Annotated in this window: 19 protein-coding genes and 1 pseudogene; 17 read left to right on the top strand and 3 right to left on the bottom strand. The window is 49.7% G+C overall.

Annotated elements, in window-relative coordinates; genetic code table 11:
- Positions 1-18: 18 nt before the first annotated feature.
- Together spoIID and nagA are read left to right on the top strand one after the other, a co-directional pair.
- On the top strand, positions 19-1,005 hold the full coding sequence (spoIID, locus tag ABLT31_RS20430) for a stage II sporulation protein D (RefSeq protein ID WP_367755097.1): 987 nt from the start codon (positions 19-21) through the stop codon (positions 1,003-1,005).
- Positions 1,006-1,243: 238 nt separating this feature from the next.
- Complete coding sequence (gene nagA, locus ABLT31_RS20425) at positions 1,244-2,446, top strand: N-acetylglucosamine-6-phosphate deacetylase (protein WP_367755095.1); 1,203 nt, start codon at positions 1,244-1,246, stop codon at positions 2,444-2,446.
- 206 nt (positions 2,447-2,652) lie between these two features.
- Here the strand turns inward: nagA and ABLT31_RS20420 are convergent, their stop codons facing one another.
- Positions 2,653-3,546 (bottom strand): Cof-type HAD-IIB family hydrolase, encoded by an 894-nt coding sequence (locus ABLT31_RS20420; protein WP_367755093.1) that lies wholly within the window; start codon positions 3,544-3,546, stop codon positions 2,653-2,655.
- Positions 3,547-3,797: 251 nt separating this feature from the next.
- Between ABLT31_RS20420 and ABLT31_RS20415 the strand changes: the two are divergent.
- From ABLT31_RS20415 to murQ, 13 genes and pseudogenes are all read left to right on the top strand, one after another.
- Positions 3,798-4,850 (top strand): annotated as a pseudogene (locus ABLT31_RS20415) (serine hydrolase domain-containing protein); the annotation flags it as partial.
- A gap of 171 nt (positions 4,851-5,021) precedes the next feature.
- The gene (gene nagZ / locus ABLT31_RS20410) at positions 5,022-7,121 is read left to right on the top strand and encodes a beta-N-acetylhexosaminidase (RefSeq protein ID WP_367755091.1); all 2,100 of its coding nucleotides are present in this window, start codon (positions 5,022-5,024) and stop codon (positions 7,119-7,121) included.
- A 10-nt stretch (positions 7,122-7,131) separates the two neighbouring features.
- Positions 7,132-8,343 (top strand): exo-beta-N-acetylmuramidase NamZ family protein, encoded by a 1,212-nt coding sequence (locus ABLT31_RS20405; protein WP_462976517.1) that lies wholly within the window; start codon positions 7,132-7,134, stop codon positions 8,341-8,343.
- Positions 8,344-8,555: 212 nt separating this feature from the next.
- A complete protein-coding gene (locus ABLT31_RS20400) occupies positions 8,556-10,328 on the top strand; it encodes a sensor histidine kinase (RefSeq protein ID WP_367755089.1) in 1,773 nt (590 codons plus the stop codon).
- A complete protein-coding gene (locus ABLT31_RS20395) occupies positions 10,306-11,829 on the top strand; it encodes a response regulator transcription factor (protein ID WP_367755087.1) in 1,524 nt (507 codons plus the stop codon). Before ABLT31_RS20400 ends, ABLT31_RS20395 begins: the two co-directional genes overlap by 23 nt.
- A 151-nt stretch (positions 11,830-11,980) precedes the next feature.
- On the top strand, positions 11,981-12,871 hold the full coding sequence (locus ABLT31_RS20390) for a carbohydrate ABC transporter permease (protein ID WP_367755085.1): 891 nt from the start codon (positions 11,981-11,983) through the stop codon (positions 12,869-12,871).
- Between the two features lie 16 nt (positions 12,872-12,887).
- Positions 12,888-13,784, top strand: a complete 897-nt coding sequence (locus ABLT31_RS20385) for a carbohydrate ABC transporter permease (protein WP_367755083.1) — start codon at positions 12,888-12,890, stop codon at positions 13,782-13,784.
- A gap of 35 nt (positions 13,785-13,819) precedes the next feature.
- Positions 13,820-15,181: an ABC transporter substrate-binding protein gene (locus ABLT31_RS20380; RefSeq protein ID WP_367755081.1), complete on the top strand. Its 1,362-nt coding sequence runs from the start codon at positions 13,820-13,822 to the stop codon at positions 15,179-15,181.
- Positions 15,182-15,197: 16 nt separating this feature from the next.
- Complete coding sequence (locus tag ABLT31_RS20375; protein WP_367755079.1) at positions 15,198-16,595, top strand: FAD-dependent oxidoreductase; 1,398 nt, start codon at positions 15,198-15,200, stop codon at positions 16,593-16,595.
- Between the two features lie 70 nt (positions 16,596-16,665).
- The gene (locus tag ABLT31_RS20370; protein ID WP_367755077.1) at positions 16,666-17,304 is read left to right on the top strand and encodes a YesL family protein; all 639 of its coding nucleotides are present in this window, start codon (positions 16,666-16,668) and stop codon (positions 17,302-17,304) included.
- Positions 17,305-17,319: 15 nt separating this feature from the next.
- Entirely contained in the window at positions 17,320-18,711 is a 1,392-nt protein-coding gene (locus ABLT31_RS20365; protein ID WP_367755075.1) for an FAD-dependent oxidoreductase, read from the top strand.
- A 132-nt stretch (positions 18,712-18,843) separates the two neighbouring features.
- Positions 18,844-19,845: an N-acetylglucosamine kinase gene (locus ABLT31_RS20360; RefSeq protein WP_367755073.1), complete on the top strand. Its 1,002-nt coding sequence runs from the start codon at positions 18,844-18,846 to the stop codon at positions 19,843-19,845.
- Positions 19,826-20,728 (top strand): N-acetylmuramic acid 6-phosphate etherase, encoded by a 903-nt coding sequence (murQ, locus tag ABLT31_RS20355; protein ID WP_367755071.1) that lies wholly within the window; start codon positions 19,826-19,828, stop codon positions 20,726-20,728. The genes ABLT31_RS20360 and murQ overlap by 20 nt, the downstream gene beginning before the upstream one ends.
- 12 nt (positions 20,729-20,740) lie before the next feature.
- On the opposite strand, the gene ABLT31_RS20350 is transcribed toward murQ, so the two are convergent.
- Positions 20,741-20,908, bottom strand: coding sequence for a hypothetical protein (locus ABLT31_RS20350; protein WP_367755069.1), 168 nt, complete (start codon positions 20,906-20,908; stop codon positions 20,741-20,743).
- 79 nt (positions 20,909-20,987) lie between these two features.
- On the opposite strand from ABLT31_RS20350, the gene ABLT31_RS20345 reads away from it, so the two are divergent.
- Positions 20,988-21,140: a hypothetical protein gene (locus tag ABLT31_RS20345; RefSeq protein ID WP_367755067.1), complete on the top strand. Its 153-nt coding sequence runs from the start codon at positions 20,988-20,990 to the stop codon at positions 21,138-21,140.
- Positions 21,141-21,473: 333 nt separating this feature from the next.
- On the opposite strand, the gene ABLT31_RS20340 is transcribed toward ABLT31_RS20345, so the two are convergent.
- Entirely contained in the window at positions 21,474-21,803 is a 330-nt protein-coding gene (locus ABLT31_RS20340) for a stalk domain-containing protein (RefSeq protein WP_367755065.1), read from the bottom strand.
- A 223-nt stretch (positions 21,804-22,026) separates the two neighbouring features.
- On the opposite strand from ABLT31_RS20340, the gene ABLT31_RS20335 reads away from it, so the two are divergent.
- Positions 22,027-22,758, top strand: coding sequence for a peptidoglycan DD-metalloendopeptidase family protein (locus ABLT31_RS20335; RefSeq protein WP_367755063.1), 732 nt, complete (start codon positions 22,027-22,029; stop codon positions 22,756-22,758).
- The last annotated feature ends 291 nt before the right edge of the window (positions 22,759-23,049 follow it).

Below are 23,049 nucleotides of genomic sequence, written 5' to 3'. Positions count from 1 at the left end.
GACATCGGGAGGGGTGTAATGAAACGAATTGGATTAGGACTAGCTGTATTACTCATCATTGTTATGGTAATCCCTGCAACGATTACGCTTTTTACCCCAAAACAACCGGAGGTGTCCTTGCCAGATAATCCTCCACCCAGTACCTTAGAAAGTCCGATTGATGTGTCCGTGTACCGAACAGAAAGCAAGAAGGTAGAGTCGTACCCTATTGAAGAATATATTGTGGGCGTATTATCGGCGGAGATGCCGGCGGATTTCGAGCTGGAGGCGTTGAAAGCCCAGGCGATGGCGGCCCGCACTTATATTGTCCGAAGGCTGGCAAGCAAGGATTTTAAGGATGTTCCGGAAGGAGCACAGGTCACCGATACCGTACAGCATCAGGTTTTTCTGGATGATCAGCAAAGGCGGGAAGCGTGGGGAACCGATTATAGCTGGAAGATCCAGCGGGTCCGCCAAGCGGTCGCAGAAACGCAGGGGAAAGTGCTCACTTTTGATGGTAAGCCGATTGATGCCACGTTTTTTTCTACGAGCAATGGCTACACCGAAAACTCCGAGGAATATTGGGCTTCGGAAATCCCGTACCTGCGCAGCGTAGAAGTGCCATGGGATAAGGCATCGCCTAAATATCAAGGGACAAATACGTTTTCCATCGCGGATGTGGAAAAGAAGCTGGGTGTGAAGATTGCGGTCACGGCATCGGCACCGAATGCTTGGTATAAGGTGGTGGAGAGAACCACAGGAAACCGGATTGGGAAAATCCAAATTGGGGAAAAGACATTCACTGGCAAGGAGATCCGTGAGAAGCTCGGCTTGCCTTCTACTTCTTTTGAGTGGAGTATGAAGAATGGGAAGCTGGCGGTGACGACCTATGGCTATGGCCATGGCGTAGGAATGAGCCAGTGGGGGGCCCATGGCATGGCACAAAGCGGCAAAACGGCCAATGATATTGTACAGTATTTTTACCAGGGAATTGCGATAGAAGACTATGACCAGTGGGTACAATAAGAGGCGGAATGAGACGGTTGGCTTCGAATAACAGGAGAAAGCCCGGTTATTTCAGAATGTTGACAGAGAAAAGGGTAGAATAGGGGAGAAGCTCCGGTTATTTCCGTGGGAGGTGCGAAAAAGGTGCATTTTTCTGGACTTAACCGGAGAAGGTCCTGTTATTTTGCTTTTTTTTATGAGAAATTGTGATATAGGTGGAAAAGCTCCCGTTATTTCTGCCAGGAGAAAGGAGTGTAAGATGAGAACTGAACGTTTGGTATTACGTGGTGCTCGGATCTATGGAGAAGAGGATGTGATCGAACAGGGTTATCTTGTTGTGGACAAGGGAAGGATTACGGAGATCGGGCGAGGGGAAAGGGAGCTTCCGAATGAGGTTCAGCTTCCTACTGACTGGACCATCATCCCAGGGATGATCGATGTACATATTCATGGAGCAGCTGGGGCGGACACGATGGATGCTACCCCGGAATCGATCAGTACAATGGCGGAGGCGCTGCCGGCAGAGGGGACGACGGCTTTTTTGGCGACGACCATGACGCAGGAGGAGGTCTTCATTGAACAGGCTTTAAAAAATGTGGCTTTTTATATCGAAGAAGAAAATCAGCTGGGAAAAGCTGAGGTCCTGGGCATTCACTTGGAAGGTCCGTTTATCTCGCCGAAGAGAGCCGGAGCCCAGCCGGTGGAGGCCATTCGTCTTCCCGATGTAGCTTTGTTTCGAAAATGGCAGGAGCTAGCCCGTGGTCATATACGGCTGGTTACGCTTGCCCCGGAGCGGGAGGGAGGCTTGGAGCTGGCAGCTCATCTCAAGGAGACAGGTGTAGTGGCCTCGATCGGTCATTCGGATGCGACGTATGAAGAGGCGGTGGAGGCGGTAAAAGCGGGGGTCTGCCACGCGACACACCTATTCAACGGTATGCGTGGCCTGCACCACCGAGAGCCTGGCGTTGTGGGGGCGGTTTTACTGCACAAGGAAATCACGACGGAACTGATTGCTGACGGCATACATGTCCGTCCCGAGATGCTGGATCTCACGTTTCGCCAGAAAACATCGGAAAAGCTCATTCTCATTACTGACGCGATGCGCGCCAAGTGCTTAGGCGATGGCACGTATTCGTTGGGGGGACAGGCCGTTCAGGTGGCGAATGGACAGGCGGTCCTGGAAGACGGGACACTTGCGGGAAGCATCGTGAAAATGAGGGATGCCGCCATTCATATGATGTCAGCCACTCGGTGTGACTTGCGGGACATTGTCCGCATGACATCCGAAAATCCGGCGAAACAGCTCGGCCTTTTTGACCGAAAAGGCAGCTTGCGTCCTGGAAAAGATGCGGATCTGGTGGTCCTGGATGAGCAGTTGAGGGTGAAAATGACCTATTGTCGTGGGAAATTGGCTTATCGGGATTATTTTGAAAATGTGGGGTCTGAGCACCATCCGATATAGGATATGGCGGGTCTGACCCCACTCTTCGTGTTTCACGCGAAATGAGAGTTTATAATGATTAAACTATTACTGTTCAATTTTTATATATATGAATCCAGTAGAGCTTTAGATTCAGGCAGGCCTTGGAATCTCTTGAAAACAGTCAAAAATCTCTCGAAATGCCTGGGTATTCTCTCGAAAATCTCTCGATCTCGGAAGAAGACTGTTCATCCCACCCCAATCTTCGCCAGTTCCCTCTCAATCGCAAACGCCACGCCATCTTCTCCATTCGTCTTCGTCGTAAATCGGCAAATCGCTTTGACCTCTTCTGCCGCGTTGCCCATGGCCACGGGCATTCCCACGATCCGCATCATGGAAAGATCATTGAAGCTGTCTCCTATAGCCATCACTTCCGCTAAGGAAATGCCCTGAGAGTCTGCATAAGCTTGAACGGCATTTCCTTTTTGGGCTTGAACGCTGTTCACTTCTAAGTTAATGGGGGCAGAGGAGCTGATGGCAAGTCCGGGAAGCTGCTGCAATTCCTCTTTTGTCCACGACAGATTAGAAGGATCCAAGGAGTAGCCCATAATTTTAAAGATGGGAGCCTTTTGCTCCGAAAAGTATTGGTCGTAGCTTTCAATTAAACGGACGGCCCCGGTAGCAAATCGATCCTCAGCAAGGGTGTGCAGGTAAACCGGGTCCTGCTCCAGCTTTGTCCCTGTGAAGTAAGCTTTAAGAAAGGACAATGCTTTTTCCCGATCCTCCGTCAGCGTTCCTTTTTCTGTATACACTTCGTAGTAGACGTTGCCTTTCTTCAATACATCCGCGATCTGCTGGTATTGAGTCAGGGAGAGGGGAAAATGGGCGATTCGTTTCCCTTCTGCTGTCCGAATGTCGGCTCCGTTCAAGCAAAGAAGAGGACAGTGCAGTCCGGCCTCTTGGATAAGGGGGTGGGCTTCCTGGTAGGAACGGCCCGTCGCGACTACCACGTGAATGCCGCTGGATTGAGCCCGGCGGATGGCTTCCGCATTCGCGGGACTAATCGTGTGATGATGGTTGAGTAGTGTTCCGTCCATATCTAAGGCGATGAGTTTCATATAAGCATCCTCTCTCAATTTCATTCTTAACCCCACTATATACCATTTTGTACGGATAGGAAAAAAAGATGTGAAAATGGTTGGTTTAATTTACCATGTAAGGTAAATCCAAGAACTCCAAAAACTGAAAGGAAAAAGGAGTTGAGCAGGTATTGACAAGGAGGATTCCTTTTTCCGGAAGGGCCTGGGCGGCAACATTGGCAGCTGGTGCATTCATTGCAGGGATCGGTTGGACAAGCCTTCATATTCCTGCCGCTTCCCAGGCAATGGACCCTATTGATCAGGTGATTCAGCAGGCGGTTCAAGATCGTCTCATACCGGGGGCGGTTGTGTTGATCAGCCATAAAGGGACTGTTGTGAAGCACGAAGCCTATGGACAAGCTTATCGCTATGAAGATGACCAGTTCAACCCAGCCGCGGAGCCTAGGCCTATGAAAAAAGACACGATCTTTGATATCGCCTCGATCAGTAAGGTGTTTACAGCGACCGCCGTGTTGAAGCTGGTGGAGGACGGGAAGCTCAAGCTAGACGATCCCGTGATGAAATATTTGCCGGCATTTGGACAAAATGGGAAATCAGGAGTAACTATCCGCCAGCTGTTGACCCATACGTCAGGTTTTCCGGCTTGGGTTCCTGTTTATAAGATGGGGGCCACGAGGGAAGAACGACTTCAAGCGGTGTACCGTCACCCCCTCACAAATGGTCCGGGTAAAAAGTACACGTACAGTGACCTAAACCTGATCACGTTAGGAGCTTTAGTGGAGAGATTGACGGGCAAAGGCTTAGATGAATACGTAAAAGAGGAGATCACGGATCCTTTGGGTATGAAAGAAACCGGGTACAATCCTTCAGCGAAGCTAAAGCGGCGCATGGCGGCAACCGAGTATCAGCCATTGATAGGGAGGGGAATGGTCTGGGGACAGGTGCATGATGAAAATGCCTGGTCTCTTGACGGCGTAGCGGGCCATGCCGGCGTGTTTTCCACTGCCCAGGACTTAGCGGTATTTGCCCACATGATGTTGAATGGCGGCACGTATGGCGGGAAGCTCATTTTAAAACCGGAAACGATCAAGCTGCTGACGGAAAACCAAATCCCTCAGTTCCCTGGGGATGGACATGGCCTCGGCTGGGAGGTATGTCAAGACTGGTATATGGATACCAAGTTTGATTCCGCGTCTTATGGACACACCGGGTATACCGGAACTTCGCTGGTCATTAGCCCCAACAGGGAGACGGTCGTGATTTTGCTTACCAATCGGGTCCATCCCACACGTGATACTCCTTCGATCAATGCCTTGCGGCGGGAAGTGGCCCGATTAGCATCCGAGGTCGAGGGGTAGATCTGAGAGGGAGGGTTGATAACCGGACTTTCTCCTGTTATCCGTACTCGGCCCCCTCGTGTAGAATCACTAGTGTGGACCTTGAGCATTCAGTTAAACAACATTGTGGGTGAACCCATCGACAACCGAAAAAACAACAGAAGGAGTAAGACCAGACTCATGCTGAAGAAAAAATCAAGCGGGCTTCAATGGTTTCTCTTGTTCGCGCTTTTTGTGGCGCAGGTGTCTGCTGGTAGAGAGGCAAGCGGGGAAGGGCCGCTTTTTTCTGACTTAATTATTGATCAAAATATCCCGCAAGCGGAGCTGCAACTAGAAGCCAATCAAGTCCAGCTGTCCGCTTTGCACCGGCATGGCGGGGGGCATTTTACGAAGGCTGGCGAAGGGGTGCAGTGGACCTCCTCGAACCCCGCCGTGTCTGAAGTCACATCCGACGGTCGGGTTACATTTCATGGACAAAAGGGAAAAACGGTCATCCGGGTGACGGACGGATTATATACTGACCGGATTACGCTGAAGTGGGATCCACCGGAAAACGTAGTCGCGATAAAAGAAGATGACGAACGATATGAGGTCGTCAGTTATGCCATTCAAACGATGACTCTAGAGGAAAAGATCGGGCAGATGCTTATGCCGGATTTTCGGGAGTATCACGAGGAAAGTGTCACCGCCATGCTGCCGGATATCGAAGCCCTGGTTAAGAAGTATCATATCGGCGGAGTCATTTTGTTTCGTGAAAATGTGGTGACGACCGCGCAAACCGCGCAATTGATCCGGGATTTTCAGAAGGCTTCGGAGAAGTTCGGGCTTTTGGTTAGCATTGATCAAGAGGGAGGGATAGTGACGCGGCTGCAATCAGAAACGCAGTTTCCGGGAAACATGGCCTTAGGGGCTACGCGCGATCCGGAGCTGAGCTTTCGGGCGGGAAAGGCGATTGGCGAGGAGCTCAAGGCGCTGGGCATTAACATGAATTTTGCCCCGGTCATGGATATCAATAATAATCCGGACAACCCGGTGATCGGGGTGCGTTCGTTTAGTGAAAATCCGCAGATGGTCGCAGAGCTGGGTACGGCTTATATTCGCGGCATGCAAAGCGCGGGGGTGGCAGCCACCGCGAAGCACTTCCCGGGTCATGGGGACACGACGGTCGACTCCCATCTCGGATTGGCTGAAGTGCCGCATTCCAAAGAGCGCCTTTTTCAGATGGAGCTTTTGCCCTTTCAGGAAGCCATGAAACAAAACATCGATGCCATCATGACGGCTCATGTGACTTTTCCCAACATTGATCCCTCCAAAGCGGTATCGGAGCTGGACGGATCAGAAATTGCCGTTCCCGCCACGTTGTCTCCGATTGTCCTGACGGGATTGATGCGGGAACAGATGGGGTATGAAGGGGTGATTTCGACGGATGCCATGGATATGAAGGCCATTGCCGATCATTTTGGTCCGGTGGATGCCGCGGTGCGTGCCGTCAAGGCGGGGGCAGATATTATCCTAATGCCGGTGGGGCTGGAGGACGTCGCGGAGGGGCTGTATGAAGCGGTTCGAACAGGTGAGATCAGGGAAGAGCGCATTAACGAGTCTGTTAAGCGAATCATGGCCTTGAAGGTGAAACGAGGGATTTTCAAAGAAGAGGCGCCGACATGGATAGGGACACAGATCCAACAGGCGATCCATGTCATCGGTTCTTTGGAGCATAAGGCCTTGGAATCGGAAATTGCGGTTCGTTCGATCACGCTCGTGAAAAACGATGGGGTTTTGCCGTTAAAACCGAAGGCGGAGCAGAAGATCGTTGTTGTAGGCAGCGCGGCGGTGGACGATTTGTTTCAAGCCGTCCAATCCCATCACCCGAATACCCAGCTGGTGAAGGTGAAATCCTCAGGATTTATGGAGTTTCAGCCTAGCCGGGAAGAGTGGTCCGAGTTGAAGAGTGCGGATCTGCTCATCCTAGGCACCTACACCTTCAATGTGGAGGGACGACAGCCGACTCATGCCCAAATGAAGCTAGTGAAGGAGCTGGCGCAAACGGTGAAGGGGCCGATCATTGCCGTTGGATTACGCAATCCTTATGACATCATGGCTTTTCCTGATGAGGTGGATGCGTATCTTGTGCAATATGGGTTCCGTCCCGTCAGCTCAAAGGCAACAGCCGATGTGATATTTGGCGAAAAAGAACCTTCCGGCCAGCTCCCCGTTACCATTCCGGGTTTTGACGGGGGCGTGCTTTACCCTTATGGTCATGGATTAACTTACGAGGAATAGGAGGATCTGTGTGAGGCGATATGCTGTTATTCTCTTCATCCTATTTCTGCTGTTCACGGTTCCCTCCACGGGAGGGGCGGACTCGGAATTCAAGCTAGGGGTGGAGGTGCTGCTGGAGAAGCGGCTGGATCTACTTCGAGGAAAAAAAGTCGGTCTCATTACCAATCCGACTGGGGTAGACCAGCATTTGAGGAGCATCGTGGATTTGCTTTTTGAGCATCCGCAGGTTCAACTCAAGGCTTTGTATGGCCCCGAGCATGGAGTTCGAGGGGATGCCCAAGCGGGGAAATATGTGGCGTCTTATAAGGATGAGCATACGGGGTTGCCGGTTTACAGTTTGTATGGGAAAACGAAAAAGCCCACTCCGTCCATGCTGGAGGGCATCGATGTGCTTTTATTCGATATTCAAGATGTCGGCTCACGCGCCTACACGTATATTTACACGATGGCGTATGCCATGGAAGCCGCTAAGGAAAATCGCCTTCCGTTTATTGTCTTGGATCGTCCCAACCCGTTAGGCGGGGTAAAGGTGGAAGGTCCTGTCCTGGAGCCTTCCTATTCCTCGTTCGTGGGTCGGTATGAAATTCCCGTGCGCCACGGAATGACGGTGGGGGAATTAGCTCAGCTGTTCAACGAACAATTCGGCATAGGCTGTGATTTGACCGTTGTCAAAATGGAGGGATGGAAGAGGGAGCTTAGCTTTGAGGATACACCGCTTACGTGGGTTCCGCCTTCGCCCAACCTGCCGACCCCGGATTCGGCCTGGGTGTATCCGGGGACATCCTTGTTTGAAGGAACGAATTTATCCGAGGGGCGGGGAACAACGAAACCGTTTGAAACCATTGGGGCCCCGTTTGTGGACGGGAGGCGCCTGGCGAACAAGCTCAATGATCTCCAACTCCCTGGGGTGGTGTTCCGAGCGGTGTTTTTTACCCCTCAGTTTTCCAAGTATGAAGGGAAGTTGTCCGGTGGGGTTCAAATCCATGTGACCGATCGGGTGGCGTACCAGCCGGTAGAAACGGGCCTCGCCATCCTCAAGACGATCTACAGTCTGTATCCGAATGAGGTGGAGTTTAACGATTTCTCTTCCTATTTGATAGGGAATCGTTGGGTTATGGAGGAAATTGAGAAGGGAACCCCCCTCGAACAGATCTGCCGCAGGTGGCAGGAAGGGGTGGAACAGTTTAAAGAAGCTCGGCGCCCGTTCCTGTTGTATGAATAGAGGAAAATGTTTCCCTATTTTATGGCGGTCTAGGACAGAATGCGTACTTCAAGAAGGGACAGTCATGTTGCTGTCCCTTTCGAGGTTCTATAGTATCTGAATTTAATTCCAAAATATTCCAATCTCCAATTGAAGGATGACTAAAACCTAATAATCCCTTATATTAATCCTATCAATGATAAATAAAACTTTTGCTAGTTTCGGGAGAGATCATGCTAAACCGATTTGTCAGTCTTCGCACTAAATTAATCGTTGCATTTTTATGTTTTATCCTGCTTCCTATCGTTGGAGTCGGAATTTATACGTACAGTCAGGTGGAGGACCTTCTGCGCGATCAGGTCTTTCAATCCAATGCAGACCGGTTAAACCAGGTAAATCGGAATATAGAACGGGAAATGAATCTCATGCTGAACTCGGCGATGTCTATCGTTTTAGATGAAAACGTTTATAAAATTTTAAAACAGCCCCCGATAACAGCGGGAGAACGTCTACGTTACGTAGGGCAAATGGATAAGAAGTATTTGGAAATCACGACGGCTATCATTAACAGCCCTGTTTATTTGACCGTCTTGGACAAGCAGGGAAACCTATATACGAATTGGGGACAAAATCACCAATCCCACCACCGAATCTCCCGTTCGGATTGGTACCAGAAGGCCTTGCTGCAAAATGGCTATATGGCTTGGACGCTGAATCACGACAGTTATATCTCGCCCTATTCTGGGAAAATGGTGACATTGGCCATGCTCATCAAGGATAAGAACTTGAAAAATGATATCGGGATGCTGGTGATCAGTCAACCGGTAGAGCAATTTGTTGGCATACTCCGCCTGAAAGGAGAAAAGAGGGGAAATGTCGGCTTCATCGTGGATCAGGACGGGATCTTTTTGGGAGAAGAGACGAAGAGAATTGAAACCGTTTACCCTCATATCCAGTCGAAACTAGGTTCATCACGCAGCATGTTTGCTCACCGAATTGACGGGGAATGGGTCGAGGTCATCTCCAACACGATCCCATTGACGGATTGGAAAGTGGTGCAAATTGTCCCGCATCAGGGGATCTTAAATCCGATCTTTAAGATCCGCAATATCGCCATCCTTATTCTGCTTACTAGTCTAACTATTTTTACACTCCTTCTCATACTTGCGTCCTCCATGATGACCAGGCCCCTTCGGAACATGCGGGGCTTAATGAAAAGGGTGGAGTCAGGGGACCTCGAAGTCTCCTTCCCCTCCCACGAGAGGGACGAGGTCGGGTTGCTGGGAAAAAACTTCAATCATATGGTCGTGAAGCTCAAGCGCCATCTGGAAAACGAGATTGAGCTGGAACGCAGTAAAGAAAAGGCGAAGCTGGAAGCCTTGCAAGCCCAGATTAATCCGCACTTTTTGCATAATACGTTGAATACGATTAAATGGATGTCGATCATGTCGGGAAATAAGCCCATCACGGAAATGTTGCTATCGCTGGGACATTTGCTTGACATGAGTATTCACCGGGGACAAGAAGTGATCCGACTGAAGGAAGAAATGGAAAACGTTCGCTCTTTTACAGTCATTCAAAAGTATCGATTCGGAGATACCATCCAGGTGGTGGAAGAGATAGATCCGGATACGTGGGAGGCGTTTGTTCCGAAGCTTTCCTTACAGCCCCTAGTGGAAAACGTCTACCATCACGGATTATTCATCGAGGGTGGTGAAATAACGATTCGCTCCCGCAAAGACGGAGAACTTCTTTACTTGGAGGTCGTCGATAATGGGGGCGAACTGACGGAAGAGCGCAGACAGGAGATCATGCATCAGTTGAATACGGAACAAGATGGGTCGTTCTCCCGCATCGGATTGAAAAATGTCCATAAGCGAATCCAAATGATCTTTGGCGGAAACCATGGCGTTCAGCTGGAAATCGATGAGGAGCGGAAAACGACATGTGTTTCCATTCAGCTTCCATATAGGAGGGATTGGGATGATACGCCTCGTGGTGATTGATGATGAAGTGTTTGTAAGAAAAGGGATTATCTCCAGCGTACCTTGGGAGCGGCACGGGATTGAAATTGCCGGCGAAGCGCCGGATGGAGAAAGCGGATTGGAGCTGATCCGTCGGACGAATCCCCATATTATCCTAACGGATATCCGGATGCCGCGAATGGACGGGCTTGAATTGATCCGTCATGTCCGCTCGGAGCTGCCTCAGGCAAAAATTTTGATTTTAAGCGTATTGGAGGATTTCTCCACAGTAAGGGAGGCGCTCAGGCTGGGAGTCGTCGATTATGTCCAAAAGCTGATGATGACCCCGGATGAGCTTGCGGAAACGGTGTTAAAGATTAAACAGTCTTTGGAACTAGAAAAGGATTACCATGCGGATTGGCAGCAGCCCGATCATCTCGGTAAATGGCTGCAAGGAAAAGCTGTTCCCATGTTCGATCAGGTTCTGAACGATTCCGTTCGTTATGTAATCGGCAAGGTGCGTCTCGATCAGACCGCCAGCGGATTCGAAGAATTTCGCGGAATGCTCGCGCGCTCCCGCCATGTGCTGCTTCAACAAGCGATGGTCAGTGGTGCTACCGATGGCGGTTTCTGGATGCTGTTAAAGGAAGAGACCGGTCCCCTTTCTCTCAAGCGGGTGGAAGATGCCTTGAGGGAGCTGTTGGACGAACATCCGGACTGCAGCCTAACGATCGGCTTGAGTCGTATCATGCAGGGTTCGGTGCAGAGGCAGGCCGGGAGAGAGCAAGCCGATGAGGCGATGCAGGAACGGTTTTTAAAGGGAGATGGCCAGATCTTTCATTTCCGGAAGAAGGAGCCGCAGCCGGCTCCGTTGAAACGATTTTTTGATCGGGATGATTTTAAGTACTACTTTGCCAGTTTGAAAAGAGCCGATCCGCTATTGGTATCCGAAGCGTTTGCACGTTTATTTCCGCCCCAGCTGGACGAGACTGTGTCTCCTGCGACGGTTCGGGACGCCATGACGCAATGGGTGTCTTCGATCATGATATTTGTCCAGGAATTCGGCGTCCATATAGGAGGACCCCAGTCAGAATCCTCTCCGTTCGAGCAGATGGGAAATATCGAAACCTATCCGGAGTTGCGCGGGTGGTGCTTGCGTATCCAGGAGACCGCGATGGATCTGCTTCTAACCCTAAGAAGTTCAACCCATCGATCGGAAATCGAACAGGCTAAGGAATATATCCACACCCATTACGGGGAATCGATCATGGTCAAAGAGGTAGCTGATCGGGTGGGTCTGAGCGAGAATTATTTCAGCTATTTGTTTAAGAAGGAAACCGGAAAACCGTTCAGCCAATACCTGCAGGAAACCAGGGTGGAAAAGGCGAAGGAATGGCTGGAACATGGAGAGATCCACTGGATCAATATCGGTGAACAAGTCGGTTTTGAAAGCCCGAAGTATTTTTCTAAGGTATTTAAAAAGTATACAGGCATGACACCGATGCAATATGCCAAAGAAAAGGGAAAAGGTCTCCTTTTCTAAGAATAGGGGCAATGATCTGAGAATAAGTTCCTTAAATAGTAAAACATTTTGAAAATTAGTATAAAAGTATCCCGTTTCGAAGGAACGGGTGTTTTTTTTGGCCTTCCTTCCCGGTAACATAGAGCTATACCAAGAAAGAGGAGGTGATGCCATGCAGCTTAAGCACAATCAAGTGGAAGCCCTTTCAGGCTGGCTGTTTATCCTGCCCAGTGTACTCGGGTTCGGACTGCTCACACTGGTTCCCATCGTGTTTTCCCTGGTGATCAGCTTTACGGATTGGAACTTCCTGAATGGTTTGAAAGCGTTTCATTTTGTCGGATTTGACAACTATATCAACATGTGGAGTGACCGTTGGTTCACGGACAGCTTGATCAACAACCTGATCTTTGTTTCGGCTACTGTACCATTGACCATTGTCATCTCGCTTCTGATCGCCATGGGTTTAAATAAGGGGGCGTTTCTCAAAACCCCGATCCGCCTGATGGTGTTTATGCCGTACATTTCCAGCATGGTGGCCGTGGCCATCGTATGGGGCGTTTTGTATGACCCTTCCCGTGGTCCGATCAATGCGTTCCTGCACAGCATCGGGATCAAGGATTTGCCGCAGTGGCTGGCCAGCTCGACATGGGCCCTGCCGGCGATCATCATTCTGACCGTGTGGGCGAACGTCGGCTATAACATGGTCATCTATTTGGCCGGTTTGCAAAACATTCCCAAGGATTTGTACGAAGCAGCGAAAATGGACGGAGCAGGTCCGATTGCCAGTTTCTTTCACGTAACCCTTCCGATGCTCTCGCCGACGACGTTTTTCGTCGTAATTACCAGCATCATCCAATCGTTCCAAGTGTTTGTAACGATCTTTATTATGACCCAGGGAGGTCCGGGAACGTCTACGAGTGTCCTTACCTTCTATATTTATCAGGCAGGTTTTAGCTTCTATCAAATGGGTTATGCCTCCGCCATGGCATGGATTCTATTTATCATCATCTTCGCCATTACGTTTGTACAGTGGCAAGGCCAGAAAAAATGGGTGAACTATTAAGGAAGGAGGTGTACGCGTGAATACGCCAATCGAAGCGGGAAAAGAGGTCATAACCGAAAGGGCCGGTCCGAATTGGTCCGTCCGGAGGCTGAAGAACAATGGAGGAAAGATTGCGCTGACGGTCATACTCCTCGGGTTAGCCCTGACGATGGTCCTTCCTTTCATCTGGATGCTCTCTACTTCATTCAAGAAGCCTTTGGAGGTGTTTGCGTATCCGATTCAATGGATTCCGTCTTCCTTTGAATGGGAGAACTACAAAGAAGTGTGGTTCGGCAGCCAGCCATTTTGGAAGTATTATTGGAATTCCATTAAAGTGACCGGTTTAACGGTCATTGGGACCGTCTTTATCAGTTCAGCCGCCGCCTATGGATTTGCCCGGATTCAATTCAAAGGACGGGATGCCGTGTTTTTCATCTACCTGGCAACACTGATGGTTCCCGAGCAGGTGACGTTGATTCCGCGCTTCATTCTGTTTAACTACCTGGGTATCTATAACACCCATTGGGCACTGATTTTACCAGGTGTGTTTACCGCTTTCGGAACCTTCCTATTAAGACAGTTTTATTTGACCATTCCGAATGAATTATCGGAGGCTGCCCGAATGGAAGGGGCGAATCACTTCCAGATTTGGACCAGGATTATTCTGCCATTATCCAAGCCTACGCTCGTGTCTTTGATCATTCTCAGCTTTACGTGGAACTGGAACGAGTTTGTCAATCCATTGGTATTTCTGAATAATCCAGAGTTATTTACCGTCCCGCTCGGCTTGACCAGCTTCATTGATGAAATGGGCACCGAGTACACCCTGATGATGGCGGCTGCGGTTAGTTCCATCCTGCCGGTAATCATCCTGTTTATCACCTGCCAGCGATGGTTCATTGAAGGAGTCATTTCCAGCGGTGTAAAAGGATAGTTTAAACTGACTATGAACATAAAAGGGGGATTACGATGAAAAAGATGAGAAAAGGATGGACTGTATTGCTAGCTGCCTGCATGACAGCGGCTGGCCTATTATCTGGATGTTCCAGCAGCGAACCAGCTTCTACGGGATCGACAGGAGATGCCGGTGGAAAAAAAGATGTCGTTCATCTGAAGGTATGGGGAGCCGTACCGGAGGAGGCTGGTCCCCAGCAGGTGGTGGAAAATTGGAATAAGGCCAATCCGGATATCCAAGTGGAGTATATTCGCTTCGTCAATGATGAAGCTGGAAATACCAAGCTAGAAACGGCCCTCTTGGCTGACGGACAAGTCGACTTATTCTTCGGCTACAGGGCGGATAAGGTGGTTAAACGGGTGGAAGCCGGCATGACGGAGCCGCTGGATCAGTACATCGAAAAAGATAACTTCAATATTGCTGAGAATTTTGGAGAAAATTCGATCTTCAAGTTCGGTGATAAAATCCACTATATACCTGCGATTATCCTCAATGACTTTGTCGGAATCAACAAATCCTACCTCGATGAGGCCGGACTTCCGATACCGAAGGATTGGACCTGGGAAGAGTACAAGGAATATGCGAAGAAGCTGACCAAAGGAGAAGGCCCGGAAAAAGTATGGGGATCTTTTGTCGGCGGTCCGGCTCCGAAAATATATGAATATGTGGATAAGGCTGTCAAGGTCCAGTTAGGCCCAGATATTTTATACAAGCAGGACGGAACGAGCAATCTAGACCATCCGGCATTTAAACAGTTTCTGGATCATCAAGTGGAGATGCAAAATGAATTGAAGGTTCAGCCGCCGTTTGCGGAAGTGAAAGCGACGAAAATGCAAGGCCAAGAAGTGTACCTAGGCGGAAAGGCAGCCTTGCATTGGTGGGGGACAGCCAGTATCCGCAATATCAAAAACACCAAAGATTATCCGCATGACTTTGTGACGGCATTTGCCCCGGTACCAAAGTTCAGCAAGGATGACCAATACGTAACGGCAGGAACCGGGTACCTGGATTTCATGTCTATCAATACCCGTTCGAAGCATAAGGATGCCGCTTGGAAGTTCATGAAGTGGTATGTCACAGAAGGAAATGAGCCGATGATTCCATTCGGCCGCATACCTGCTTGGAAGAAAGTCGATCAAAACAAAGTGGTCCAGATGGTGTTAGGTGAAAATCCGGAGAAGCTATTCGATGTTGAATCGTTCAAGCATGTCCTGTTCTTGGATAAAGAATTTATCGTCGATACGAAGTTCGATATGATGCCCGAGATTCAAAAAATTGTAGAAGAAGAATCGGAACGCACTTACATCGGGGAGCAAACGACGGAGCAGGCAATCGCCAATATGAAGAAGCGTTCGGATGGAATTCTAAAGAAATAGCAGAGGAGAAAAGAGAATGACAAAGAGCGACAATCAGTATGAAGTAGCCGTCATTGGCGGTGGCCCGGCCGGTGTGGCTGCAGCGATCGCTGCAGCAAGGACCGGGGCCCGTACGGTGCTAATTGAACCGAGTTCTTTTTTGGGCGGGGCCGGAACAGGCAGCATGGTCGGACCATGGATGTCCAATTATTATAAGGATACACAAGTGATCCGTGGGGTTTTCCAAGATGTTGTCGACGAGCTGGTCCGGTATGAAGGCTCCACCGGAACGATCAAATGCCCTTATGATGACCCGAACAGCACCTGGGGAACCGGCGGCTATATTACTCCCTTTGACGCAGAAATCTTAAAATTCGTGCTGAACAAACTGGTGTTGGAATCGGGTGTTGATCTTCGCCTCAATACGTATGTTGACCATGTAGAGGCCTCAGACGGTCAGATTCACTCTGTCGGGATCCGCTCCAAGTCATCCCAATCGAGTATCCATGCCAAGATGTTTATCGACGCGACCGGTGACGGAGACATCGCCGTGGCTGCTGGAGCCAGATACGAATTTGGCCGCCAGCAGGATGGATTGACACAACCGGTATCCGCTCTGTTTAAGATGAGCTATGTGGATCTGGATGCCTTTATCGAATATACGCTGGCCCACAAGGAAGAGTTTGTCTGGATTACCTATCCGGTCCTTCCAAGCAACCTGCCCAGCTATTTTGCCGATCGGATGGTTGCGTTAAGCGGGTTTAACCAAATCATCGCTCAGGGCCAGCAAAGCGGCGAATTGAATTTGGGACGGGAACGGATCACGCTTTTCTCTGACTATAAGCAAGGAGATGTCCTGTTCAATGCCACCCGCGTGAATCGGATCGATGCGACCAAAAACGAGGAATTGATCCGGGCGGAAATCGAGCTTCGCGAACAGGTGATTTCCTTAACTCAATTTGCCCGCAAATATTTACCCGGTTTCTCCAAGGCTTCTTTGTCAGGAGCGGCCTCTCGCGTCGGGGTTCGTGAGTCGAGGCGAATTATCGGCGATTACGTATTATCCGGGGAAGACGTGCTCCGCGGCAGAAAGTTCGAGGACGGGATCACCAAAGGCTGCTTCCCAATCGACATACACAGTCCGCATGACAAGAAAAACGTCTGGACCGAACTGGAAGATGCCTATGATATTCCTTATCGCAGCCTGATTCCGTTAGGTATGGATAACGTCTTGGTAGCCGGCCGCTGTATCTCTGCCACCCATGAAGCCTTAGCTTCAGCCCGCGTGCAGTCCCATTGCATGGGCCAAGGCCACGCCGCGGGTACAGCAGCCGCTCTGGCAGCTAATCAGGGAGTGAGCACAAGAGAAATTAGCGTGACCCAACTGCAAGACGTACTCCGTTCCCAACAGGCGATTGTCGCTGGAGATGTTTAATTCAGTATAACTAGCAAAAAGGGTTTGCTTCTCCGCAGGCCCTTTCTTTTAAAAATGAGGTGAATGGCGGATGCCGCTCAACGGATATCTTGGTGTTTTTCAACAGGTGTTTACCTGGTTGATGAGGCTGACCTATTTGAATATGCTCTGGCTGGGCTTTACGCTGATCGGTGGGATTGTCTTCGGATTCTTTCCGTCCACCGCAGCTTTGTTTTCCGTCCTTCGCCAATGCTTGCGGGAAGGACCGGAGTCAGGAGGGGTCCAACCCTTTTGGGAGTTCTACCGTCGTGAGTTCTTTCGGTCACAGAAAATTGGACTGTCGCTTTTTTTGGCCGGTTACATTTTATATGTGGACCTACAGTTATTTGCAAGCGGGGAGAATTTCCTATCGATGGTTTTCCAATGGATAGCTATCGGCTTTATCTTTGTTTATGGAATTGTTCTCGTATTCGTTTTTCCCGTATTTGTTCATTTGGAAGGTACAGTCATCCAGCTGTTGAAAAATTCCTTGGTTTTCGCAGTATCCCATTGGGCTTATGCGTTTATCATCGCTGCAGGATGGGTTATGATCGCTGTCATCTTGATATTTCTCCCTGCCTTGCTGTTCTTGATCGGCGGCAGTCTGTACGCCTTGTGGTCCACATGGGTGTTCCAGAAAATCTGGGAGAGACTTGAATTCCGTAAAGGGATGGTCCGTTCTGAAGCTTAAATAAGGAGGGATAACATGGAAGGTCAAATTCAAATTTCTCCCGAAGTGGTCGCAGGGGAAGTGGATGTACTGGTTGTCGGGGGAGGACCGGCAGGAATTGGTGCCGCGATCGCTGCCGCTCGGATGGGAGTGAAAACAGCGCTAGTAGAAAGGTATGGTTTTCTCGGCGGCAACGCTACGGCTAGCTTGGTGGGTCCGTTTATGACTTCTTTCAGCGATGATGGGGAGACCCAATTAATCAGAGGGGTTTTTGACGAGTTGATCCGCCGGATGGAGGAAAGGAATGGGGCGATCCATCCGCAAAGTGTCCGCAAGTTGTCCGCCTACTCAGGATACCGAAGTCACGGACATGATCGCGTCACCCCATTCGATCCGGAAGTGATGAAGCTAGTCACCATGGAAATGATGGAAGAAGCCGGGGTGAGGTTGTTCCTGCATACGTTTTTCGTAGACACCATCATGGACGGTGAGACCGTAAAGGGGGCTATCGTGGCCAACAAATCGGGACTGCAGTCCATTCAGGCACGAATCGTGATCGATTGCAGCGCCGATGGGGACGTCGCTTACCGGGCGGGTGTTCCGATGAAAAAAGGGCGTACCGCAGATGGGCTCACTCAACCGATGACCCTCTTTTTCCGGATGGCCAATATCGATGATGAGATGATCGACGAGTACCGGAGACAACACCCGGAAGAAGGTGAAAGACTGTTTGCCCACATTATTGATGAAGCCAAGAAGACAGGAGAATGGTCGGTTGCCCGAGACAAGGTGGCGATGTATAAAACTCCGCAAAAGGGTGTATGGCGGTTCAACATCTCCCGCATTCAGAGCCTAGACGGAACGAATGCACAGGACTTAACCAAAGCGGAGCTAGAAGGCAGAAGGCAGGTATTTCAGCTTGTAGAATTTTTCCAGCGTCGCTTACCTGGTTTCGAAAACGCAATCCTCATTGATACTGCCGCCCAAGTAGGGGTACGTGAAACCCGCCGCATCACAGGGGAGTACGAATTAACACTGGAAGACTTGATTCAGCCGACTGCATTTGCCGACGTCATCGCCCTATGTGGCTATCCGGTCGATATCCACAGCCCGACGGGCGAAGGCGGCGGCTGCACCGATGAATTTCCGACTGCCAATGCTTACGAGATTCCTTACCGTTCACTCGTTCCCATTCAAGTAGAAAACCTGCTAGTAGCCGGCCGGTGCATTTCTGCCACCCATGAAGCCCTAAGCGCTGTTCGCGTGATGCCCCCTTGCTTTGCCATGGGGCAGGCTGCAGGCGTAGCGGCTGCACTTAGCTGCAGCGATCATATTGCTCCAAGACTAGTAGATGTCCATGTACTGAAGCAGGAATTGTTGAAACAGAATGCTTATTTGGGAGAGCGGAATGCTGTAGAGGTGAAATAAGAGAATAATGTCCTTTGAAATAAATAGAATGCTACTATAGAGGAGATAACATTCCAGCGCTGATAAGAAATCCATCTCTAGGAAAAATAGGGCGGTTTACGATAAAGCAATTTATGGAAGGGTTGACTGCAGGTGCCGCTAAATAAGCAATGGTTCATTGGCGTGGATGGCGGGGGGACGGGCACGCGCGGGGTACTGGCAGATCGAGAGGGGCGGATTCTGGCTGTGGCCCGGAGGGATTCTACCCATGTACTGTCGCGCCCTCTCTCCCAGGTGATGCAAACGCTCAAGGCGTTGTGCCGGGAGCTGCTAGATCAAGTTAGTGGAACAGATGAGGAGGTCCGGTCGGTTTTTTTAGGGTTAGCCGGTGCGGGGCGCCCGCGGGAAAAGGAGCAATTGCTCCAAGGGTTCAACGAAGTGTATCCCGGACGGGTTCGGGTGGAGCATGATGCGGTAGCTGCGCTTTATGCGGGAACGTGGGGAAAGCCAGGGATCGTGCTGCTGGCGGGCACCGGTTCCATGGCCTTTGGGGTATCCTCGCAAGGAGCGCCTTACCGAGTGGGGGGCTGGGGGTACCTCATCGGGGATGAAGGGAGCGGGTTCTCCCTGGGACAGCAAGCGCTGACTGCGGTCATGCGGGCATTCGATGGAAGAGGAAAGCCCACACAGCTCGCCCCGCTTCTTTTTGCTCAGTATAAGATCCAGGAAGCCACGGAGCTAGTGTCTCTCCTCTATGCTTCCTCCAACCCGCGGAAGTGGATGGCAGAGGCCGGACCCTTGGTATTGCAGGCAACGGAGCAGGGAGATGAAGTGGCTCAGGAAATTGTGGATCAAGCCACCGATGAACTCGTTCTCCTGGCCGAGGCCTGCGGGCGAAATATGGGAGAAGCGCACCCGATTGTATTAGCGGGCGGTTTGTTGGGGAAAGGGACACTGTTGCAGAGAAGAGTTGCAGAAAAATTGGTAATGCTCGGTAATGCCGTCGAAATCCCTTCCTTTCCGCCGCTGATCGGCTCGCTGATCATGGCTTTGCAGCTCGGCGGAGTTCAGATGGATTCATCCGTACAGCATAACCTAACCGAAAGCTGGGGACTCATGGAGAGGGTGTACAAACATGATGGAAAAGTCGAATGAAGGGGTCACGGAGGGGCGCAATCCCAATACCGAAAACCTCGATGCCCTTTCAGTGATGGAAATCGTGAAAAAAATCAATGAGGAAGATAAAAAAGTGGCCCTTGCTGTAGAACAAGAACTTGAATCCGTGGCGAAAGCTGTGGAGCTGATCGTCGAGTCCTTGGAGAACGGAGGGCGTCTTTTCTATTTTGGGGCCGGAACCAGCGGACGCTTGGGCGTGCTGGATGCTGCGGAATGTCCTCCGACCTTTGGCACCGATCCGGGGCTGGTGCAAGGGTTCATGGCTGGAGGACTGGGTGCTCTTGTGGAAGCCGTAGAAGGGGCGGAGGATGAACCCGAAAAGGGGCGGGAAGATGTCGAAAAGGCCGGGGTCCGTGCGGGCGATGTGGTCGTGGGGATTGCTGCCAGCGGCCGGACCCCTTATGTCCTTGGAGCGTTGACAGAAGCGAAGAAACGAGGAGCCAAAACGGTTTCCCTATCCTGTAACCGGGGGGCGGCGATTAGTGCTTTAGCCGATGTGGCTATTGCCCCTATCGTGGGACCGGAAGTGATCACCGGTTCTACGCGAATGAAGGCGGGGACGGCCCAAAAAATGGTGCTCAACATGCTCACCACCGCTTCGATGGTCCGATTAGGGAAGGTGTACGGCAACCTGATGGTCCATGTCCAAGCGACGAATAGCAAACTGAAGGAACGGGTAAAGAAGATCATTTGTGAGGCAACGGGCTGTACCAGGTTGGAGGCGGAGGAGTTAGCGGAGCTGGCACAAGGGGATGCCCGAGTGGGCATATTGATGAAATTGAAGGGGATTACTGCCGATAAGGCCCGTCGGCAGCTGGATCTGGCCGGAGGAAGAATCCGGAAGGCACTGGAGAAGGAGTAGGGAAAGGTGGGTCTATTCATCGGAAGAAAATGACGTGCAAAGGTTGATCGCGATGGCATACAGGGCAGTTTTTATCCATTTTTTATTATTATCTTGCCATCTCTCTTCAAAAAATGTTTGGAAAAAAATAGGGACGGCTATCAGCATTAATTGGAGCAGAAAATCCTTTATGATGCTCATATTATTACCTTCTTCAAATACCGGAATAGTTTATACCATATTATACTGTTTATTGTAATATTCTAAAAATGATCCTTAAATGTATGAAGCTTATCTGTTAAACCAGCAGGGAATTCAACAGGAAAGAAACCGAGCGGGATTAAAAATGACGGAATTAATCCGGGATATCTTGTTCGAATACAGCGATCGCGCCCTTCGAGAATGCGAACAGGGCGTAACGGTAGAATTATAGATACTCTCCAAAAAATAATAAAAAGCTTAAAAGAGTTCAGCCTTGTGATGAATGTAATAGTAAAAATTCTTTATTGGTATGAAATTGGAATGAATCTCTTAGGTAAATCTAGTATTTCCTGACTAATGCTGTTTATTTATGTTATTTCATCAAGCAACAGATAATATATTGAACCTGTTTGGTAAAATGCACTTTACCAAACTAACTAAATAACAAGGACTTCTTCACCAATCAACAAGGATGGGGAGAAGTCCTTCCTTTATGTTTTCATTGTGATAGTTGACCCAAGCCTTGCTTTCACCTCTCAACGGAACTCGTTACTACTTTTGGAACTTACTTTATCCGCACCTCCACCTGCCTTCCGTCTGAATCATAGCGGATCTCTGCTCCCAAGGCTTCCAACGCTCGGGTAGGGATGTAGGTTCGACCGTCCAAGACAAACACTTCGCCTGGTACCCATTCCTCATTGACCCAGACCTGCCGGTTGTCGAGCTGAATTTTCATGCTGCGGTCGGGTGGGGGGGCTTCCACTTTTTCGACGCCACCTGATGGGAGGATTTCCGCAGATCCAACGGCAGGGGCGATCTCTTCAGATATTAAAGGAAAAGCTCCGATGCAGAGGCCGACAAATAAACTAAGCAGGATCATGTTCAACTTTTCCATTACAATCGTCTCCTTATTTTGGGATTGAATGCTTGTCCAATATGATATTCTTCTTTCATTATAAAAGGAGGGGGAGGTAAATTTTGTCATAACAAGAATGAATTTATTCGGAAAAAATTTCGGATGTCGTCGAAAAAAGTATGCATAATTTTTTTCAAATTGCGCACACCCCATGTTTAAACCTCAAGCAATGTGGAGAAGATTGTTGATGAGGTGATGATAAATGAATGGAGAACAAAAACAACCAATCCAACCACCAACAAAGTCAGGGTGGAAGGCGTTCTTCAGCAAGAAATGGACATTCCCCGTCATCTATATGGGGGCAGCAGCACTTATCCTTGCTTTAATCATGTGGTATCAGGACACGAGGGACTATTCTCTTGAACCCACGGAGCTTCCTGAGATCAGCATGGGAGAGGAAAATCCTACAACAGATCCTGTAGCGATGAATCCGCAAGAACAAGAAGCAATGCCTGTTAACTCGATGGAACAAGGGATGGCATGGCCTGTAGCGGAAGGTACTGAATTTGATGTAACTATGAATTTTTATGATGAAGCTGCTGAGGACGATGTCAAAGCTGCAGCGCTCATCCAATATGAAGACTCGTATTATCCTCACACCGGAATGGACTTGGCTAGCAAGGACCAAAAGCCATTCGATGTGACAGCAGCCCTTGCAGGGAAAGTAGCAAAAGCGGAAAAAGATCCAATGGTTGGCTTCGTAGTTGAAATCGAGCATGCGGATGGCATGACAACCGTATACCAAAGCTTAGAAGACTTGCAAGTCGCTGTCGGAGATGAAGTCGAGCAAGGAACGATCCTTGGTAAAGCAGGACGCAATACATTCGAAAAAGAATTGGGAGTCCACCTCCACTTTGAAGTAAGGGAAAATGGAAACCCCGTTTCACCTGATAAGTATCTGACGCAAGAAAGCAAGCAAAACGAAGCTCAATAAATGATGTGGGAAAAAGCTAGGGAAATGAACCTAGCTTTTTTTATTTGTAGATAGCGGTCTTGTGAGTATTTCGGTTGTTTTATTTGTAATCCATTCCGTGTTGTGAGTTTGGGGATCTGATTCGTGACCAAACCGAATTATTTTGGGAGTATTCTTGAAAACTCGTGAGTATGACCCAAGTGAGAGGGTCCAAAACGATCTCCGATCCTGCCAGTCATGATTGATAAGTGTGATCAACTTCACATAATGCCCTCACTGATTTGCTAGAATAGGTGAGTAGGCAGAACATTG

The sequence above is a fragment of the Ammoniphilus soli genome, from assembly GCF_040813775.1.
This window is presented reverse-complemented; position numbering and strand designations above follow the sequence as displayed.

Excerpts from the sequence above, each read along its gene's own strand:
- spoIID (WP_367755097.1), top strand. The coding sequence starts at position 19 with ATGAAACGAATTGGATTAGGACTAGCTGTATTACTCATCATTGTTATG.
- nagA (WP_367755095.1), top strand. The coding sequence starts at position 1,244 with ATGAGAACTGAACGTTTGGTATTACGTGGTGCTCGGATCTATGGAGAA.
- ABLT31_RS20420 (WP_367755093.1), bottom strand. The coding sequence starts at position 3,546 with ATGAAATTGAGAGAGGATGCTTATATGAAACTCATCGCCTTAGATATG.
- nagZ (WP_367755091.1), top strand. The coding sequence starts at position 5,022 with ATGCTGAAGAAAAAATCAAGCGGGCTTCAATGGTTTCTCTTGTTCGCG.
- ABLT31_RS20400 (WP_367755089.1), top strand. The coding sequence starts at position 8,556 with ATGCTAAACCGATTTGTCAGTCTTCGCACTAAATTAATCGTTGCATTT.
- ABLT31_RS20395 (WP_367755087.1), top strand. The coding sequence starts at position 10,306 with ATGATACGCCTCGTGGTGATTGATGATGAAGTGTTTGTAAGAAAAGGG.
- ABLT31_RS20390 (WP_367755085.1), top strand. The coding sequence starts at position 11,981 with ATGCAGCTTAAGCACAATCAAGTGGAAGCCCTTTCAGGCTGGCTGTTT.
- ABLT31_RS20380 (WP_367755081.1), top strand. The coding sequence starts at position 13,820 with ATGAAAAAGATGAGAAAAGGATGGACTGTATTGCTAGCTGCCTGCATG.
- ABLT31_RS20375 (WP_367755079.1), top strand. The coding sequence starts at position 15,198 with ATGACAAAGAGCGACAATCAGTATGAAGTAGCCGTCATTGGCGGTGGC.
- ABLT31_RS20370 (WP_367755077.1), top strand. The coding sequence starts at position 16,666 with ATGCCGCTCAACGGATATCTTGGTGTTTTTCAACAGGTGTTTACCTGG.
- ABLT31_RS20365 (WP_367755075.1), top strand. The coding sequence starts at position 17,320 with ATGGAAGGTCAAATTCAAATTTCTCCCGAAGTGGTCGCAGGGGAAGTG.
- murQ (WP_367755071.1), top strand. The coding sequence starts at position 19,826 with ATGATGGAAAAGTCGAATGAAGGGGTCACGGAGGGGCGCAATCCCAAT.
- ABLT31_RS20350 (WP_367755069.1), bottom strand. The coding sequence starts at position 20,908 with ATGAGCATCATAAAGGATTTTCTGCTCCAATTAATGCTGATAGCCGTC.
- ABLT31_RS20345 (WP_367755067.1), top strand. The coding sequence starts at position 20,988 with ATGTATGAAGCTTATCTGTTAAACCAGCAGGGAATTCAACAGGAAAGA.
- ABLT31_RS20340 (WP_367755065.1), bottom strand. The coding sequence starts at position 21,803 with ATGGAAAAGTTGAACATGATCCTGCTTAGTTTATTTGTCGGCCTCTGC.
- ABLT31_RS20335 (WP_367755063.1), top strand. The coding sequence starts at position 22,027 with ATGAATGGAGAACAAAAACAACCAATCCAACCACCAACAAAGTCAGGG.